Origin of the sequence: Oerskovia sp. USHLN155 (assembly GCF_037145535.1) — a bacterium.
Classification (GTDB): Bacteria; Actinomycetota; Actinomycetes; order Actinomycetales; family Cellulomonadaceae; genus Oerskovia; species Oerskovia rustica.
Window position 1 is genome coordinate 117,352 of record NZ_JBBCXG010000008.1, and the last position, 14,365, is coordinate 131,716.

Sequence of the window (14,365 nt, forward strand, 5' to 3'; positions counted from 1 at the left end):
CATGAACCCCTTCGACGACTCCGATGGCACCTTCCTGGTGCTCGTCAACGACGAGCAGCAGCACTCCCTGTGGCCCGAGTTCGCGGCAGTCCCGCCCGGGTGGGACGTCGTGCTGGGCGCCTCGACGCGCGCGGTCGCGCTCGCGTACGTCGACGCGCACTGGACCGACCTGCGCCCCGCGAGCCTGCGCCGCGAGCTCGACGGCGCCGCTCCCTCGGGGCCCCGGACCACGACGACGGCGACGTGAGCGCCTCGGGCATCTTCTCCGCGCTCGCCCTGGACCTGTCGCCGCTGCGCGCGAGCCGAAGCTTCCGCCTGCTGTTCGCCGGGCGCGTCGTGTCCCTGCTGGGGCTCGGCATGCTGGTGGTGGCGCTGCCCGTGCAGGTCTACGCGCTCACGGGCACGTCGCTGCACGTCGCGGGCGTCAACACGACCCTGGGGGTCGCGGCGTTCGCGGGGACGCTCGTCGCGGGCGTCGTCGCCGACCGGACGGACCGGCGCCGCGTCATCCTGTGGTCGCGCTCGGCCGCGATCATGGGCTTCGCCGCGCTGCTCGTGAACTCGCTCGCCGAGTCGCCCTCGGTCGCCGCGATCTACGCCGTCGCGGCGTGGGACGGACTGGCGGGCGGGTTCAGCGTGGTCGCGCTCGCGGCCGCGGTGCCGTCGCTCGTACCGCGCGGCCAGCTTCCCGCGGTCGCGGCGCTCCAGGCGATCTCGCTCGACCTGGGCGCGGTCGTGTCCCCGCTCGTCGCGGGGATCGCGATCGCGCACGGCGGGTCGAGCCTCGCGTTCGGGGTCGTGGTCGTCGCCAGCGTCGTGAGCCTGGGCTTCCTGGTACGCCTCCCGGCCCTGCCCCCGGGCGGCGGGGAGGGGGAGCCCGTCGTGCCCGACGGCGCCGGCTCGCCCGAGCGTGACGGCGCACCGCCAGCCGGGGCCGGGACGGCCACGACCACCCGACCCCCGCGTCCGTGGGACGACCTGGCCGAGGGGCTGCGCTTCGTCGCGACCGACCGCGTGATCGGCGGCATCATCCTGCTGGGCTTCGTCCAGATCCTGTTCGCGTCCCCGCACGTGCTCGTCCCCGAGCTGGTCGACAAGCAGCTCGGCGCGGGACCCGAGGTCGTGGGGCTGCTCTTCAGCGCCCCCGCCGTCGGCGCGCTCGTCGCGACGCTCACGAGCGGGTGGACCGGGCGCGTCCGGCGCACGGGCCGCGTCCTGCTGATCGTGTTCGCGGCCTCGGGCGCCGGGGTCGCGATGCTCGGCCTGTCGCAGTCGGTCGTGCTCGCGGTCGTCGCGATGACCCTGGTCGGCGCGGGCGACGTCCTGGGCGAGATCCTGCGGTTCACGCTGCTCTACGAGCGCACGCCCGACCACCTGCGAGGCCGGGTGAGCGCGCTGTGGACCGCGCAGGGCACCGCGGGCGACGCGCTCGGCGGCCCGCTGCTGACCCTGATCGCCCGGGCCCTCGGCGCGGGTGGCGCGATCGCCGTGGGCGGGGCGCTCGCGGCCGTCGCCACGGGCCTCGTCGCGCTCGCGGTCCCCGGGCTGCGTCGCGCGGTCACCGAGCCGGACCCGGTCCTCGACGACCCCCACGAACCTTCCCCCCAGCCCGTCGACGCGACCGTCGGCACCACCCGAGGAGAGAACACATGACCAGCACCACGAGCAGGCTCGACACGACCGAGCAGGACACGGCGCCGCAGGCCCCGGCGGGCCCCGTCGAGCAGGTGACCCTCCTGACGCACCCGCTGCGCCCGCGGCTGCTGACGGTCTCGGCCGTCGAGCAGATCGCGGCGCGCATGGTCCGGGTCCGCCTCACCGGCGAGGACCTGGACGACTTCGTGACCGTGGCCCCCGAGGACCACGTCAAGCTCTTCCTGCCGACCGAGCCGGGCGGGACGCCGGAGATGCCGCAGGTGGTCGACGACCGCTGGGTCGGCGGACGCCACCTCACGAGCCGCGACTACACGGTGCGGCACTTCGACCGGGAGGCACGCACGCTCGACATCGACCTCGTGGTGCACGAGCACGGGATCGCGGGGCGGTGGGCGGGGCGGGCCCAGGTCGGCGACCTGGTCGGGGTCCTGGGCCCGCGCGGCTCGTTCCTGGTGAACGACGTGTTCGACTGGTACGTCTTCGCGATCGACGAGACGGCCCTGCCGGCGGCGGCGCGCTGGCTCTCGACGCTGCGCCCCGGGGTCCCCGTCACGGTCTTCGTCGAGGTCCAGGACGCGGGCGACGTGCTGCCGCTCGCGTCGGCCGCGGACGTCGACGTCACGTGGCTCTTCCGCGAGGACCGCGCGCCGGGCACGACGTCGTTGCTCGCCGACGCGGTGCGCGGCACCGAGCTGCCTCCTGGCAGCGGGTTCGTGTGGGTCGCGGGGGAGTCGCTCTCGATCAAGCCGCTGCGCCGCTACCTCAAGAACGAGGTGGGGCTGGGCCGCGACAACTTCGACGTCGACGGGTACTGGCGCAAGGGCGTCGCGGACCACGACCACCACGGCGACGACACCGACGAGGCCGTGCCCGACGCCTCGTCCGAGGCCGATGGCACCCCTCGTGACTGACGGGCGGGCCGACGCGCCCCGCGGCGACCACCTGCGCGTCCTGGCCTCCCCCCCGGGGGCGACGTGGCGGGTCGTGGTGTGCCCGCACGCGGGTGGCGCCGCGAGCTACTACCGGCGGCTCGTCCTCGCCCGCGACCGAGCGATCGACGGGACCCCGGGGAGCCCCAGGGGGTCGTCGGCGCCGTTCGCGTCGGCCCCCGAGGTCGTGGCCGTGCAGTACCCGGGCCGCGAGACGCGCTTCGGCGAGCCGCCCGTGCAGACCATGACCGACCTCCTCGCGGACGTCGCGGGCCCCGTGCGTGCGCTCCTTGCCGACGACGTCCCCACGGTCCTGCTCGGGCACAGCCTCGGAGCGTCGGTCGCGGTCCGCGTCGCGGCCGGCCTCGGGCCGGGGGAGGCCCCGGACCTGCTCGTGGTCTCGGGTCGCGCGGCGCGTGCCGACCGGCCGCGGTCCGGCGGCCGGGACGGGGACGGGAGCGACGTCGTCGGGCCGGGGAGGCTCACCGCGCGCGACGACTCCGCGCTGCGGGCGTGGATCACCGCGCTGGGCGGCACGCCGTCCGAGCTGCTCGCCGACGCCGAGTTCTTCGCGCTGCACGCGCGCGTCCTGCGCGCGGACCTCGCGGTCCACGACTCGCTCGGGACCGCCGCGGCGGGGGAGGCCACGGAGATCACGGTGCCCCTCCTGCTGCTCGCCGGGTCCGACGACGTCGCGTCCCCGCCCGAGGCCGTCGCGACCTGGGCGGAACGCGCCCGGGCGGGAGTCCGACGGCGGATCGTCGAGGGCGGGCACTTCTTCGTGGGCGACCGTGCACCGGAGGTGGTCGAGGCGTTGCGGGTCGCGCTGACGGCCGTCGCGGCGGGCACCTACGCGGACCACGTCGCCCGCCCGGCTGCCGAGGACCGGTGGGTGTGGTCGCGTGAGATCGTCGCCGCGGACCTGCGGCGGCTCGCGGGCGCGGGGGCGGCGTCGTGAGCGGCACGCTCGCCCAGGTCGCCGCGCCGCGCACGGGACGCCGCCCGGGCGGCAGGCTGCCCCTCGTGGGTGGAGCGCTCGTGCTCGCGCTCCTGGGCGCGGTCGCTGCGAGCGTCGCGTTCGGGTCGCAGCCCGTGCCGTTGCCCGACGTGCTCGCGGTCCTGCGTGCGCCGGGCACGAGCGAGGCCTCCGCGATCGTGTGGGACATGCGTGTGCCGCGCACGATCCTGGGGCTGCTCGTCGGGATCGCGCTCGGGGTGGCCGGTGCGCTCACCCAGGCGCACACCCGCAACCCGCTCGCCGACCCCGGCCTGCTGGGCGTGACGTCGGGGGCCGCGTGCGCCGTGGTGCTCGCGATCCACGTCCTCGGGATCACGAGCCCGTCAGGGGCCGTGGGCTTCGCGCTCGTCGGCGCGCTGTGCGCCGGGGGGGTCGTCGTGGTCCTCTCCCAGCGCATCCGCGTCCTCGCGCCGGGCGTCACGCTGGTCCTCACGGGGTCGATCGTCACGGCGCTCCTCGCGTCGATCACGTCGGGGGTGCTGCTGCTCGACCGCACGACCATGGACGTGTTCCGGTTCTGGAGCATCGGGTCGCTCGTGGGGCGCGGCCCCGAGGTCATCTGGACCGTCGCGCCGTTCCTCCTGCTCGGGCTGGTGCTCGCGGTCGTCAACGCGCCGACCCTCGGGGCCCTCGAGATGGGCGACCAGCTCGGTGTCACGCTCGGACGGCACGTCGTGCGCGACCGGGCCGTGGGCCTGCTGGCCGTGACCCTGCTCGCGGGCGCCGCGACGGCCGCGTGCGGGTCGATCGCCTTCGTCGGCCTCGCGGCGACGCACGCCGCGACACGGCTCGGGCTCGGGGGACCCGCCTGGCGCGTCCCGGTCGCCGGACTGTGCGGCGCCGTCCTGGTCCTGGGGGCCGACGTCGTCGGGCGCGTGGCCCCTGCGACCTCCGAGATCCAGGTCGGCATCGTCATCGCGCTCGTCGGTGCGCCGTTGTTCGTCGTTCTCGCCCGTGGCTACCTGGGAGACCGATCGTGACCACCACCCTGCCGGGGAACACCCCGGGGAGCAGGCCGACCGACGAGCTGTCACGGCCGGACCGGGGTGTCCGCGGGCCTGGCTCCGACGACCCGTCGGGCCCCACGGGATGGCGCCCCCTGCTCCGGCGTGCCCTCCGGCCGCTGCACCGCCACCCGGGCAGCCGCAGGCAGGCGCTGGTCGGGGTCGGCCTCGTGGTCCTGCTCCTGGTCCTGCTCGTCGCGTCGATCATGGTGGGCGAGTACGTGCTGCCCGCGGGGGACGTGGTCCGGACCCTGCTCGGCGCCGGGGACCCGGCCGACCGGTTCGTGGTGCTGGGCCTGCGCGCGCCGCGGGCCGCGACCGCGATCGTCGTGGGCTTCGCGCTGGGCGCGGCCGGGGCGATCACGCAGTCGGTGGCCCGCAACCCGCTCGCGAGCCCCGACATCCTGGGCGTCACGGCCGGTGCGACGGCCGCCGCCGTCGCGGCGATCGTGCTCGCGGGCACCGGCGCCATGAGCGGCTTCCTGGTCACCGCCGGCCTGCCGGTCGTCGCCGTCCTGGGCGGGCTCGTCGCGACCGCCCTCGTGTGCCTGCTCGCATGGCGCGGTGGGATCGAGGGGTACCGGCTGGTGCTCGTGGGGCTCGGGGTCAACGCCGGGGCGTCGGCGATCACGTCGTGGATGCTGGTGCGCGCCGAGCTGCCCGACCTCAACGCGGCCCTCATCTGGATGACCGGGAGCCTCAACCGGGCGAGCTTCGAGATCGCGGGGCCCGTCGCGGTGGTGGTCGTGGTCACGGTCGTGGTCAGCGCGCTCTCGACCCGGTGGCTCGCGATCCTGCGCTTCGACTCGCGCGTGATCGTGGGGCTGGGCGTGCGACGGTCGGCGGCCCAGCTGCTGCAGATCGCCCTGGCCGTGGTCCTGGCGGCCGCCGCGACCGCGGCGGCCGGGCCCGTCCCGTTCGTCGCGTTCGTCGCACCGCAGATCGCGTGGCGGGCGCTCGCAGCGCAGGGGCCGCCGCCGCTCGGCGCGGGACTCGTGGGGGCGTGCGTGGTGCTCGCCGCGGACCTCGGGGCGCGCTCGCTGCCCGTGGACCTGCCGGTGGGAGTGGTGACCTCGGCGGTCGGGGCGCCGTTCCTGCTGTGGCTGCTGCTGCGCGAGAGCAGGGAGGTCCGCTGAGCGCCCTGCTCAGGCCTGGTCGAGCGTGGTCCGCGCGGTGATGCCGTGCCGGGCGAGGAGCGCGGTCCCGTCGGTCACCCGGACGCTCCCGAGCGCGACGGGGCCGCGGGCCGAGCGGAGCGCGACGGCCGCGAGGTAGGTCGCGCCCTCGCCCCCGCCCGCCGACGGTGACGTCCCGGACCGCCGAGGGTGACCCTCCCGACCGCCGAGGGTGACGGCCTTGCCTGTCGAGGGTGACGGCCACGCCGCCGGGAGCTCGAGGTCCCGGACGGCGAGCCGGTCGGGAGCCGGGAGGAGCCCTCCGCTGTGCACGACGCCGGCCGGCCGGTCCGCACGGGACAGGAGGAGGTCGTCGCGCGGGGCGAGGAGCCCCGTGCCGACCGCCTTGAGCACGGCCTCGCGGCGGACCCACGACCGGGTGAACGACTCGGCGTCCCACCCGTCGGCCGGCCGCTCGCCTGCGGGCACGGCGTCGAGCAGGTCGGCGAGGTGGGCGCGCGCAGGGGCCGTGGACTCGACGTCCACGCCGACGTCCACCCCCGCCCCGGGAACCGCCGCGGAAGCGGCACCGGGCAGCGGCGGACCCGCCGGATCGACGACGGCGACGAGCACCCAGGATCCGGCGTGCGCGATCGAGAACGACGGCCCCGGGTCGACGTACGGTCGGCCGGGGGCCGCGCCCTCCCGCGCCCCGAGCCGGATGTCGACGTCCTCGGGAGCCTGGTGCAGCCGCTCCCCGAGGACGGCCCGGGTCAGGAGCCGTCCAGTGACGAACCGGTCGTGATCGACAGGCCGACGGAATCTCGAGGCCTTGACCGCCTCGTCGGCCGACAGCCAGGCCACCTGGCCCGGCAGGCAGGGGGTCGGCGGCGTGCACCAGATCGTGACGCTCGCGGTCAGGAGGGACGTCGGCACACCTGTCACCCTAGGTCGTCGGGGCGGGGTCACCCCACCCTGCTCACCGAGTCCTGGGTGAGCCGGAGCAGCGCACCGTGGTAGCCGATCAGTCCCTCGTTCGTGGTGCTCTCGCCGGTCCACAGCACGTCACCCGTCGCCAGGTCGTGTCCCGTGCTCCGGGGCGCCCCGTCGGAGCCGTAGGCGAGGACGACCACCTGGGAGCCGTCGGTCACCGCACCGGACGGGTAGACCGAGTCCACTCCGGGCACGGTCCACAGCCTGCGGCCCGTGCTCGGGTCGAGCGCGGTCACGCCGTTCGCACCGTCGTCGACGACCATGGCGGCGCCCGTGTGCACGAACAACGTGCTCGCGTACGTCGAGACCTCCCAGAGCTCCTCGCCCTCGGGCGTGAACGCGGCCAGGCCGCTCAGGGTGTCGACGAAGACCGTGCTCTCGCCCGTCCCGTCGGTGGCGGACGGGCGGAGGATCTGCCCGGTGACCTCCCACGACGGTGAGCCCGTGCGGTCGAGCACGGTCGTGTGCGTGGTCGTCTGGTCGAACCTGGCCGCGGTCGTCGCCGTCAAGGGCTCGACCTGGTCGTCCGGGGAGGCCGGGTCGTCCAGGCGGTCACCGCCCGCGTCGAACGACGCGCTGACGCCGCAACCGTCGACCTGGACGACGTGGCCCGTCGTCCAGGCGGTCACCTGGTCGAGCATCAGCACGGGCTCGGTCCCGTCGCCGCGCCCTTGACACTCCCAGGCCTCGTCCGGCGCGACGAACGGCACCTGGTTCTCCCAGAGCACGTCTCCCGAGAGCGCGTCGTGCAGGGCCACGACGACGCCGCGTCCGCCGGGCACGTCGACGAAGGTCGGGGACCCGTTCTCGCTCCAGACCTCGCGCCGGCCGACCGGCGGACCGACGGGTCCGTCGCGGCGGACGGTCACGACCGTGCTGCCGGGCCCGACGGCGTAGCCCGACGCCTCGTCGACCGCGCCGAGGTCCCTGCGCCCCGTGGTCCGCCCGTCCGGGTCCAGGGCCGTGACCGTCATGGCCTCCGGGGTGCCTGACAGGCACAGCAGGGGGCCGTCGTCCACGGCGAACGGCTGCCAGAAGGTGCTCCGACCGCAGATCGCCTGGGGGCCGACCGTCGCCTCCCACACGTCCTGCCCGGTCAGGACGTCGACGGCGGTCACGGTCTCGTCCGTACCGTCGGCGTCTCGGTGGAGGAGCATCCCGCCCCAGGGCGTCCAGACCTGATCGACCAGGTCCCTCGACCAGATCTCCTGCGGCGGTCCCGTGAAGGGCAGCACTCCGCCCTCGTTCGCGACGAGGCGCTCCTGGGTGCGCCGCTCCTCGATCTGGCCGCCGACCGCGAGCCCGCCGGGCACGAGGGCCAGGACACCGGCAGCAGCGGCCCACGGCCACCAGCGCTTCCTGCCCGACGGCGCGTCCCCGACCCCGGGGGCTGCGGCGCCCGGGGTGTCACGGGAGCGGCCGGCACCGGACGCACCGCCCGCGGTGACGACCGACTCGTCGGACCCGGCAGCCTCCGCGCCCTCGGTCCGGCCTGCGGGCACCGAGAGATCGTCGTCCAGGTCCTCGACGACCTCGAAGGACACCGTGCGAGAGGCGGCGGACTGTCGACGGCGCGGCATGGAGCGGATCCTAGCGGCCCCGGCGGCGCGCCACGAGCGCCGCCGGGAGCCCGTCAGCGGAGCAACAGCCCGTCAGCGCAGGAACAACCTCGAGGCCTGCGCCTCGGCGTCCGCGTACGTCTGGGCGGCGGAGCCCAGCGCGGTCGTGATCGAGTCGAGCGCGGTCTCGACGTGCACCTGCGCGCCCTGCCACTCGGCCATGACGCCCGCGAACGCCGTGGCAGCGCCGCCCTGCCAGCTCGCCTGGAGGTCCTGGAGGTTGCGCATCATGGCCCCGACCTCGGCACGGATGGCCGTGACCGACCCTCCGACCGCGGCGCTCGCCTGCGCGACCCGTGCACTGTCGACCTCGTACCTGCTCATGCCGTCCTGCCTCTCACCGAGCCTGCGGGGCACCGGCCGGCGCCCTGCCCCGGGGCGCGGTGCGCGACCGGGTGAGCAGGACGCTAGGGCGGAGCGGCGCCGTCGGGCAGGGGCAACCCCCGCGCTGTGGGCGCGGCGTCAGGACGCGTGCCTGTGCACGGCTCGTCGCCGTGAGGCAGCACGGCCGACGACTCAGTGCGACTCAGAACGACTCAGGACGGCGAGGGTGCGACGAGCGCCGGCGGGGCCGACGCGTCGAGCTTCTTCTGCTCCTTGCGCAGACGCTGCAGCTCGGCGTCCAGGTTCTGCCGTGCGGGCTCCTCCCACGCGGCACCCAGCGGGCTCGAGAACAGGCTGCGCCGGTCGAGCAGCTTGGTGATGATCGCGGTGCGCGCCCGCAGGTAGTCGGCGAGCGGGATGTGCGCGTACTCGTCGCGCACGTCCTTGAGGTACTCCTTGTACCGCTGCGGCTCGGCCGCGAGCATCGCGAGGTCCGCGTCGCACAGCACGGCGCAGTCGAAGTCCGCAGGGTCCGGCGCGTGGCGCACGAGGGCGTTGACGAGGAACGCGACGCGGCGGCACGCCTTCTCCGGGACGCCCAGCCCGGACAGCTGCTCGAACGCGAGCGCGGCGCTCGCGCTCTCGTCCTCGCCGCCCTTGTTGGCGTACGCGGCCTTGCGGGCCGCGTCGAAGATCGCGCCGTGGTACCAGGCCGCGAGGCGGACCACGTCGGCGTCGTGCGTCTCCTCCGCGAGCTCGTCGACCCGTCCCAGGACGTCGGCGAGGTGGCGCAGGTTGTGGAAGTGGCGGTCCGGCTGGTTCCAGCGCTCGAGGAGTCCTTCGCCGACGGCGAGGATCTCCTCGGTGGGGGCTGTGGCCCCGGCGCCCTTGCAGCTACGGGTCCAGGAGGTGAGCAACCACTGCGGTGCGTCAGAGGTGGTGACGCCCATGAGATCAGCCTTCTTCGATGCGGGAACAGGATGCGTCGTCGAGCGCAGATGCTTCTCCGAGCCTACGTCCGATCCGTCGACGACCCGCCATCGTAGCCCTGTGTCGGGAGTTCCACACGAACCGTGAGGCCACCGCCCTGCGTGGGGGCCACGGAGATGTGCCCGTGGTGCGCCCCGACGATGGCCGCGACGATCGCCATGCCCAGCCCGGAGCCCCCCGAGGCGCGGTTGCGGGAGGAGTCCGCGCGGTAGAACCGCTCGAACACGTGGGCCGCCTGCTCGGGCGTGATGCCCGGTCCGTGGTCGCGGACCTCGAGGACCCCGACGGGCGCGCCCCCGCCGTCCTGGACCTGCGTCCCGAGCGCGATCTCCACGGGGGTCCCGGCCGGGGTGTGCTGCGACACGTTGCCGATGAGGTTGGCGAGCACCTGCCGCAGACGGTCCTCGTCGCCGATCACGGTGAGGTCCCGGGGCGCGTCCCCGGAGGCGTCCCTCAGGTCCACGAGGCGCACCTCGCGCGTCGGGTCCAGGGCGTGCAGGTCGCCCGCGGAGTCGCGGGCCAGGGCCGCGAGGTTCACGGGCTCGTGACGGATGGGACGGCCCTCGTCGAGACGGGCGAGCGCGAGGAGGTCGTTGACGAGCGTGCCCATGCGGGACGCGGAGTCCTCGATGCGGCGCATCGTGTCGTCCATCTGCTCGGGCGTCGTCAGGGCGCCCATGCGGTAGAGCTCGCCGTAGCCGCGCACGGTCGCGAGCGGGGTCCGCAGCTCGTGGCTCGCGTCCGAGACGAAGCGCCGCATCCGGGCCTCCGAGGCCTCCGAGGCCGCGAACGCCCGCTCGATGTGGTTGAGCATGATGTTGAGCGACGCGGCGAGCGAACCGACCTCGGTCGTGGGTGGGGCCGGCCGGATACGCCGCGTCAGGTCGCCACCGGCGATGTCGGCGGCGGCCTCCTCGATCTCGCGCAGCGGCTTCAGGGCGCGCTGGACGGCGACGAGCGCGATCGCACCGCCGACGAGCGAGATCGCGAGGGCACTGATCGCGAGGGTCCACCCGAGGAACCTCACGGTGTCGTGGATCCCGGCCAGCGGCAGGGCGACGAACGCGGTCGAGCCGTCGGCGTCGACGAGCGGCATGACGCGCCACTGCGTGGGGTCGGTCGGGACGAGGAGCCCGCTCCGCTGGGGCGGCACCGTGAACGGGCCGTCGATGCGTTTCACCTCGTCGAGCGACAGCGCGGGGATGTCGGGCAGCCCGTACTTCAGCGCTGTCCTCGCGAAGTAGCGCGGCCAGGTCACCCCGTTCGAGAACCTGTAGAGGATGTAGTAGTCGCTGGGAAGCCCGGTCGGGTTCTGGCTGAACTGGCTGTCCGGGTCGGCCGCGACGTCCACGGAGGTCGCCTTGAGCTGGTCGTCGACCTGCCGGACGAGGTAGTTCGACACGAACACGCTGGTCGCGACCGCCGCGACCCCGAGCCCGGCCGCGAGCAGCAGCATGATGATCGCGACGAGCCGCGTGCGCAGCGGGATGCGAGCGAACCAGCCCCAGTCCTTCGTGGCCACGGGTCTGCCGTACGGGCGGGGCTCGTCGGGCGGCGGCACGGGCGGCAGGTGCTGCTCGGTCGCTGCGCCGTCGGCCTCGGTGCCCGACGACGCAGCCTGCGCCCCAGGACGCACCGCACCCGGGGCGGGGCGCGCCGAGGAGGCGCGCGGGGTCGTCGGGCCGGGCGGTGGCGGGACGGGAGGCAGCGCGCCCGGGGCGCCCGGCGCTCCGCCCGGACCGCCGGGCGACGAGGACGAGGGCGTGCTCATGACCGGCGGGTGCTCCCGGACTCCGGGGGAGTGCGCAGCAGGTACCCGACGCCGCGCTTGGTGTGGATGAGCGGCTGGACGGGCTCCTCGGTACCGTCCGGCCCGGTCACCGTGAGGTTGTCGATCTTGCGACGCAGGTACGAGATGTAGGACTCGACGATGTTGGCGTCCCCGCCCCAGTCGTACTGCCAGACGTGGTCGAGGATCTGTGCCTTCGACAGCACGCGGCCCGCGTTGAGCATGAGGTAGCGCAGCAGCTTGAACTCGGTGGGGGACAGGTCCACGACCTGCCCCGCGCGGCGGACCTCGTGCGAGTCCTCGTCGAGCTCGAGGTCCGCGAAGCGCAGCACCGCGGTGTCCTCGGGCTCGGCGTGCGTGCGACGCAGCACCGCACGGATGCGGGCCACGACCTCCTCGAGGCTGAACGGCTTGGTCACGTAGTCGTCCCCGCCGACGGTGAGGCCCGTGACCTTGTCCTGCGTGTCGTCGCGCGCCGTGAGGAACAGGACGGGCGTGTGCTGGCCCGTGGCGCGCATGCGACGCGTCACGGTGAACCCGTCCATGTCCGGGAGCATGACGTCGAGCACCACGAGGTCCGGCTCGACCTCACGCACGAGCTTGAGCGCGCTCGTGCCGTCCGCGGCCGCGTAGACCTCGAATCCGGCGAAACGCAGGGACGTGGACAGCAGCTCGCGGATGTTGGGCTCGTCGTCGACCACGACCAGCCGTGCCTCGGGTTCGCTCATGGTTCCAGTGTGCGACCGAACCCTGGGAGTCGCCTGGGCGGCAGCGGTGCGGTGCACGGCGGGCCGCGCCGAGACGCGTGGTGCCAGCCCGTGTCGGCGGACGATGGTTGCATGGGCCTGCACGCACCGGGCCCGGGCCGTGCGCGGACGACCAGGACGAGGACCAGGATGCGCATCACCGACCACGACCGCAGGGCGCGACTCGTCGCGCACCAGCTCGACCTCGGGGCGACCGGGCCACGCCCCGTGACCACGGTCGAGGGCGTCGTCGACCGGCTCGTCGCCCTCCATGCGACCGACGCCCCCAGCGTCTACCTCTCGGTCCTCGCGCGCGTCCCCGGCCTGCGCGTCGAGGACGTGCAGGCCGCCCTGTACGAGCGGCGCTCCCTCGTGCGCGTCCTCGCGATGCGCCGCACCCTGTTCGTCGTGGCGCGCGACCTGGTGCCCGTCGTCCACGCGGGGGCGAGCGCCGGCGTCGGGCGGCGGCTGCGTGCCAGGCTCCTCAAGGAGCTCGCGACGATCCCCACCGACCCGCCCGTCGAGGACGCCGGACGCTTCCTCGCAGGGGCCGAGGAGCAGGTCCACGACGCCCTCGCGGAGCACGGGCCCCTCACGGGAGCACAGCTCTCGGCCCGGGCCCCCGTGCTGCGGACCGCGTTCCTGCCGACCACGACCAGGTCGTGGGACGTGCGGCGCTCGCTGACGTCCCCGCTGCTGTCGCTGCTGTCCGCGGAGGGGCGGATCGTCCGGGGCGAACCGACCGGCGGGTGGTCCTCCAACCGCTTCCTGTGGCGCCCCGTCGAGGACTGGCTGCCGGGCGGTATCCCCGAGCTCGACGAGGCCGAGGCCCGGGTGCGGCTCGCGTCCGCATGGCTCGAGTCCTTCGGCCCCGCGACCGTCGCGGACCTCCAGTGGTGGACCGGCTGGAACCTGGGGCAGGCCCGGGCCGCGCTCGCCGCGCTCGACGTGCGCGAGGTCGAGCTCGACGGCGTCGGGGCCGGCGTCGCGCTGCGGTCGAGCGACCTGGCACCCGCCCCGGGCGCCGCCGCCGGTCACGTGGCGCTGCTGCCCTCGCTCGACCCGACGGCCATGGGCTGGAAGCACCGCGACTGGTACCTCGGCCCGCACCGCGAGCAGCTCTTCGACACCGCGGGGAACATCGGTGCGACCGTCTGGTGGGAGGGCCGCATCGTCGGAGCCTGGGCGGTGCGGACCGACGGCTCGCCCGCGGTGCGCCTGCTCGAGGACGTCGGGACGGACGCCGCCGCGGCCGTCGACGCCGAGGCCGAGCGGATCACCGGGCTGCTCGACGGCGGCGGCGTGACGGCGTCGTTCCCCACGCCGCTGTACCGCGAGCTGCGGGGCTGAGCGCTCCCCGCCGCCCGGGGACACGACGAGGGCGGGACCGCGCGCCGTGCGCAGCCCCGCCCTCCTCGGGTCTCCGAGGAGGCTCAGAGGTAGCGCAGCGGGTCGAACTCGTCGAGCGGGATGATCCGGACGCGCGGCAGGACCGTGGTGAACGCGCCCACGTTGTCCTCGAGGTCGTGGAAGCTCAGGCCGCGCGACGCGAGCTCCGAGAAGCGCGAGTTCACGAACTCGCGGAAGCACAGCAGCCCCACGCGGCGGTCGCCGTCCTCGAGGAGGTCCTCGACCTGCGGGATGAAGTCGCCGTCGTGGCTCGCGAGGAGCACGTCACCGGGGCGGTCCTGGAGCGCCTCGAGGGTGCGCTGGATACCGATGTCGACGACCTTCTCGGAGCTCGACCCGGCCAGCGGGATGGGGCGGTAGCCCATCGCGAGCAGCGCCTGGACGAACGCCATGGGCATCTGGCCGGACGACGCGTTGAGGAAGAACAGGGGCGTGACGTCCTGGCCCCACAGGTTCGCCGCGAAGTCGACGATGCGGTCCCAGCGGGGGCGCTCCTCGGGGTTGGGTCGGTGGCCCAGGACGCTCATCCCGAGCGTCGCGTCGATGTTCTCCCCGTCGACGATCAGGTAGGTGCGGCGCCTGGCCTCACCCTGCGTGCTGACGAGGCCGTTCGACGTGCTGGAGTCCGACATGGGGTCCAGCCTATCCGTCGCGGTGGCCCGGGCAGGCCGTCCGGGCGGGGGCCGCGGCCGCCGGTCGGCGCGCCCCTGACACGGATCTTGCCGAGGCGTGGGCGCGGTTTGCATGTGAACCCCAGGTTGCGAGTACCTTT

At 74.8% G+C, this 14,365-nt stretch carries 14 protein-coding genes; 7 read left to right on the top strand and 7 right to left on the bottom strand.

Annotation, left to right across the window (positions count from 1 at the left end):
• Position 1: 1 nt before the first annotated feature.
• The 6 genes from WFH32_RS12980 to WFH32_RS13005 are packed head-to-tail and all read left to right on the top strand — an operon-like array spanning position 2 to position 5,743.
• Entirely contained in the window at positions 2–247 is a 246-nt protein-coding gene (locus WFH32_RS12980; protein WP_336707763.1) for an MbtH family protein, read from the top strand.
• Positions 244–1,653, top strand: a complete 1,410-nt coding sequence (locus WFH32_RS12985) for an MFS transporter (protein ID WP_336707764.1) — start codon at positions 244–246, stop codon at positions 1,651–1,653. The genes WFH32_RS12980 and WFH32_RS12985 overlap by 4 nt, the downstream gene beginning before the upstream one ends.
• Positions 1,650–2,567 (top strand): siderophore-interacting protein, encoded by a 918-nt coding sequence (locus tag WFH32_RS12990; protein ID WP_191796263.1) that lies wholly within the window; start codon positions 1,650–1,652, stop codon positions 2,565–2,567. The genes WFH32_RS12985 and WFH32_RS12990 overlap by 4 nt, the downstream gene beginning before the upstream one ends.
• Positions 2,560–3,543 carry a thioesterase II family protein gene (locus WFH32_RS12995; protein ID WP_336707766.1) on the top strand — a complete coding sequence of 328 codons (984 nt, stop codon included), beginning with the start codon at positions 2,560–2,562 and terminating at the stop codon, positions 3,541–3,543. Before WFH32_RS12990 ends, WFH32_RS12995 begins: the two co-directional genes overlap by 8 nt.
• The gene (locus tag WFH32_RS13000; RefSeq protein ID WP_336707768.1) at positions 3,540–4,583 is read left to right on the top strand and encodes a FecCD family ABC transporter permease; all 1,044 of its coding nucleotides are present in this window, start codon (positions 3,540–3,542) and stop codon (positions 4,581–4,583) included. The genes WFH32_RS12995 and WFH32_RS13000 overlap by 4 nt, the downstream gene beginning before the upstream one ends.
• The gene (locus WFH32_RS13005; RefSeq protein WP_191796266.1) at positions 4,580–5,743 is read left to right on the top strand and encodes a FecCD family ABC transporter permease; all 1,164 of its coding nucleotides are present in this window, start codon (positions 4,580–4,582) and stop codon (positions 5,741–5,743) included. The genes WFH32_RS13000 and WFH32_RS13005 overlap by 4 nt, the downstream gene beginning before the upstream one ends.
• Before the next feature lie 9 nt (positions 5,744–5,752).
• Here WFH32_RS13005 and WFH32_RS13010 read toward each other — a convergent pair whose 3' ends face one another.
• The 6 genes from WFH32_RS13010 to WFH32_RS13035 all read right to left on the bottom strand — a co-directional run bounded on the left by WFH32_RS13010 (position 5,753) and on the right by WFH32_RS13035 (position 12,165).
• Positions 5,753–6,658 carry a 4'-phosphopantetheinyl transferase family protein gene (locus WFH32_RS13010; protein WP_336707771.1) on the bottom strand — a complete coding sequence of 302 codons (906 nt, stop codon included), beginning with the start codon at positions 6,656–6,658 and terminating at the stop codon, positions 5,753–5,755.
• Positions 6,659–6,687: 29 nt separating this feature from the next.
• On the bottom strand, positions 6,688–8,295 hold the full coding sequence (locus WFH32_RS13015; protein WP_336707773.1) for an outer membrane protein assembly factor BamB family protein: 1,608 nt from the start codon (positions 8,293–8,295) through the stop codon (positions 6,688–6,690).
• Between the two features lie 72 nt (positions 8,296–8,367).
• Positions 8,368–8,658, bottom strand: a complete 291-nt coding sequence (locus tag WFH32_RS13020; protein WP_030144127.1) for a WXG100 family type VII secretion target — start codon at positions 8,656–8,658, stop codon at positions 8,368–8,370.
• Between the two features lie 212 nt (positions 8,659–8,870).
• Positions 8,871–9,608, bottom strand: a complete 738-nt coding sequence (locus WFH32_RS13025) for an HD domain-containing protein (protein WP_336707774.1) — start codon at positions 9,606–9,608, stop codon at positions 8,871–8,873.
• A 62-nt stretch (positions 9,609–9,670) separates the two neighbouring features.
• On the bottom strand, positions 9,671–11,419 hold the full coding sequence (locus tag WFH32_RS13030) for a sensor histidine kinase (RefSeq protein WP_225228081.1): 1,749 nt from the start codon (positions 11,417–11,419) through the stop codon (positions 9,671–9,673).
• Positions 11,416–12,165, bottom strand: a complete 750-nt coding sequence (locus WFH32_RS13035; RefSeq protein ID WP_030144130.1) for a response regulator transcription factor — start codon at positions 12,163–12,165, stop codon at positions 11,416–11,418. The genes WFH32_RS13030 and WFH32_RS13035 overlap by 4 nt, the downstream gene beginning before the upstream one ends.
• A 168-nt stretch (positions 12,166–12,333) precedes the next feature.
• Here WFH32_RS13035 and WFH32_RS13040 point away from each other — a divergent pair, with 168 nt between their 5' ends.
• A complete protein-coding gene (locus tag WFH32_RS13040; protein ID WP_191796271.1) occupies positions 12,334–13,533 on the top strand; it encodes a winged helix DNA-binding domain-containing protein in 1,200 nt (399 codons plus the stop codon).
• A gap of 83 nt (positions 13,534–13,616) precedes the next feature.
• Here WFH32_RS13040 and WFH32_RS13045 read toward each other — a convergent pair whose 3' ends face one another.
• The gene (locus tag WFH32_RS13045; RefSeq protein ID WP_138822938.1) at positions 13,617–14,225 is read right to left on the bottom strand and encodes an NYN domain-containing protein; all 609 of its coding nucleotides are present in this window, start codon (positions 14,223–14,225) and stop codon (positions 13,617–13,619) included.
• Between the last annotated feature and the right edge of the window lie 140 nt (positions 14,226–14,365).

What these genes read in the sequence shown, in the direction of transcription:
- WFH32_RS13030 (WP_225228081.1), bottom strand. Translation starts at nt 11,419, where the DNA reads ATGAGCACGCCCTCGTCCTCGTCGCCCGGCGGTCCGGGCGGAGCGCCG.
- WFH32_RS13025 (WP_336707774.1), bottom strand. Translation starts at nt 9,608, where the DNA reads ATGGGCGTCACCACCTCTGACGCACCGCAGTGGTTGCTCACCTCCTGG.
- WFH32_RS12980 (WP_336707763.1), top strand. Translation starts at nt 2, where the DNA reads ATGAACCCCTTCGACGACTCCGATGGCACCTTCCTGGTGCTCGTCAAC.
- WFH32_RS13045 (WP_138822938.1), bottom strand. Translation starts at nt 14,225, where the DNA reads ATGTCGGACTCCAGCACGTCGAACGGCCTCGTCAGCACGCAGGGTGAG.
- WFH32_RS13015 (WP_336707773.1), bottom strand. Translation starts at nt 8,295, where the DNA reads ATGCCGCGCCGTCGACAGTCCGCCGCCTCTCGCACGGTGTCCTTCGAG.
- WFH32_RS13035 (WP_030144130.1), bottom strand. Translation starts at nt 12,165, where the DNA reads ATGAGCGAACCCGAGGCACGGCTGGTCGTGGTCGACGACGAGCCCAAC.
- WFH32_RS12990 (WP_191796263.1), top strand. Translation starts at nt 1,650, where the DNA reads ATGACCAGCACCACGAGCAGGCTCGACACGACCGAGCAGGACACGGCG.
- WFH32_RS13020 (WP_030144127.1), bottom strand. Translation starts at nt 8,658, where the DNA reads ATGAGCAGGTACGAGGTCGACAGTGCACGGGTCGCGCAGGCGAGCGCC.
- WFH32_RS13040 (WP_191796271.1), top strand. Translation starts at nt 12,334, where the DNA reads ATGCGCATCACCGACCACGACCGCAGGGCGCGACTCGTCGCGCACCAG.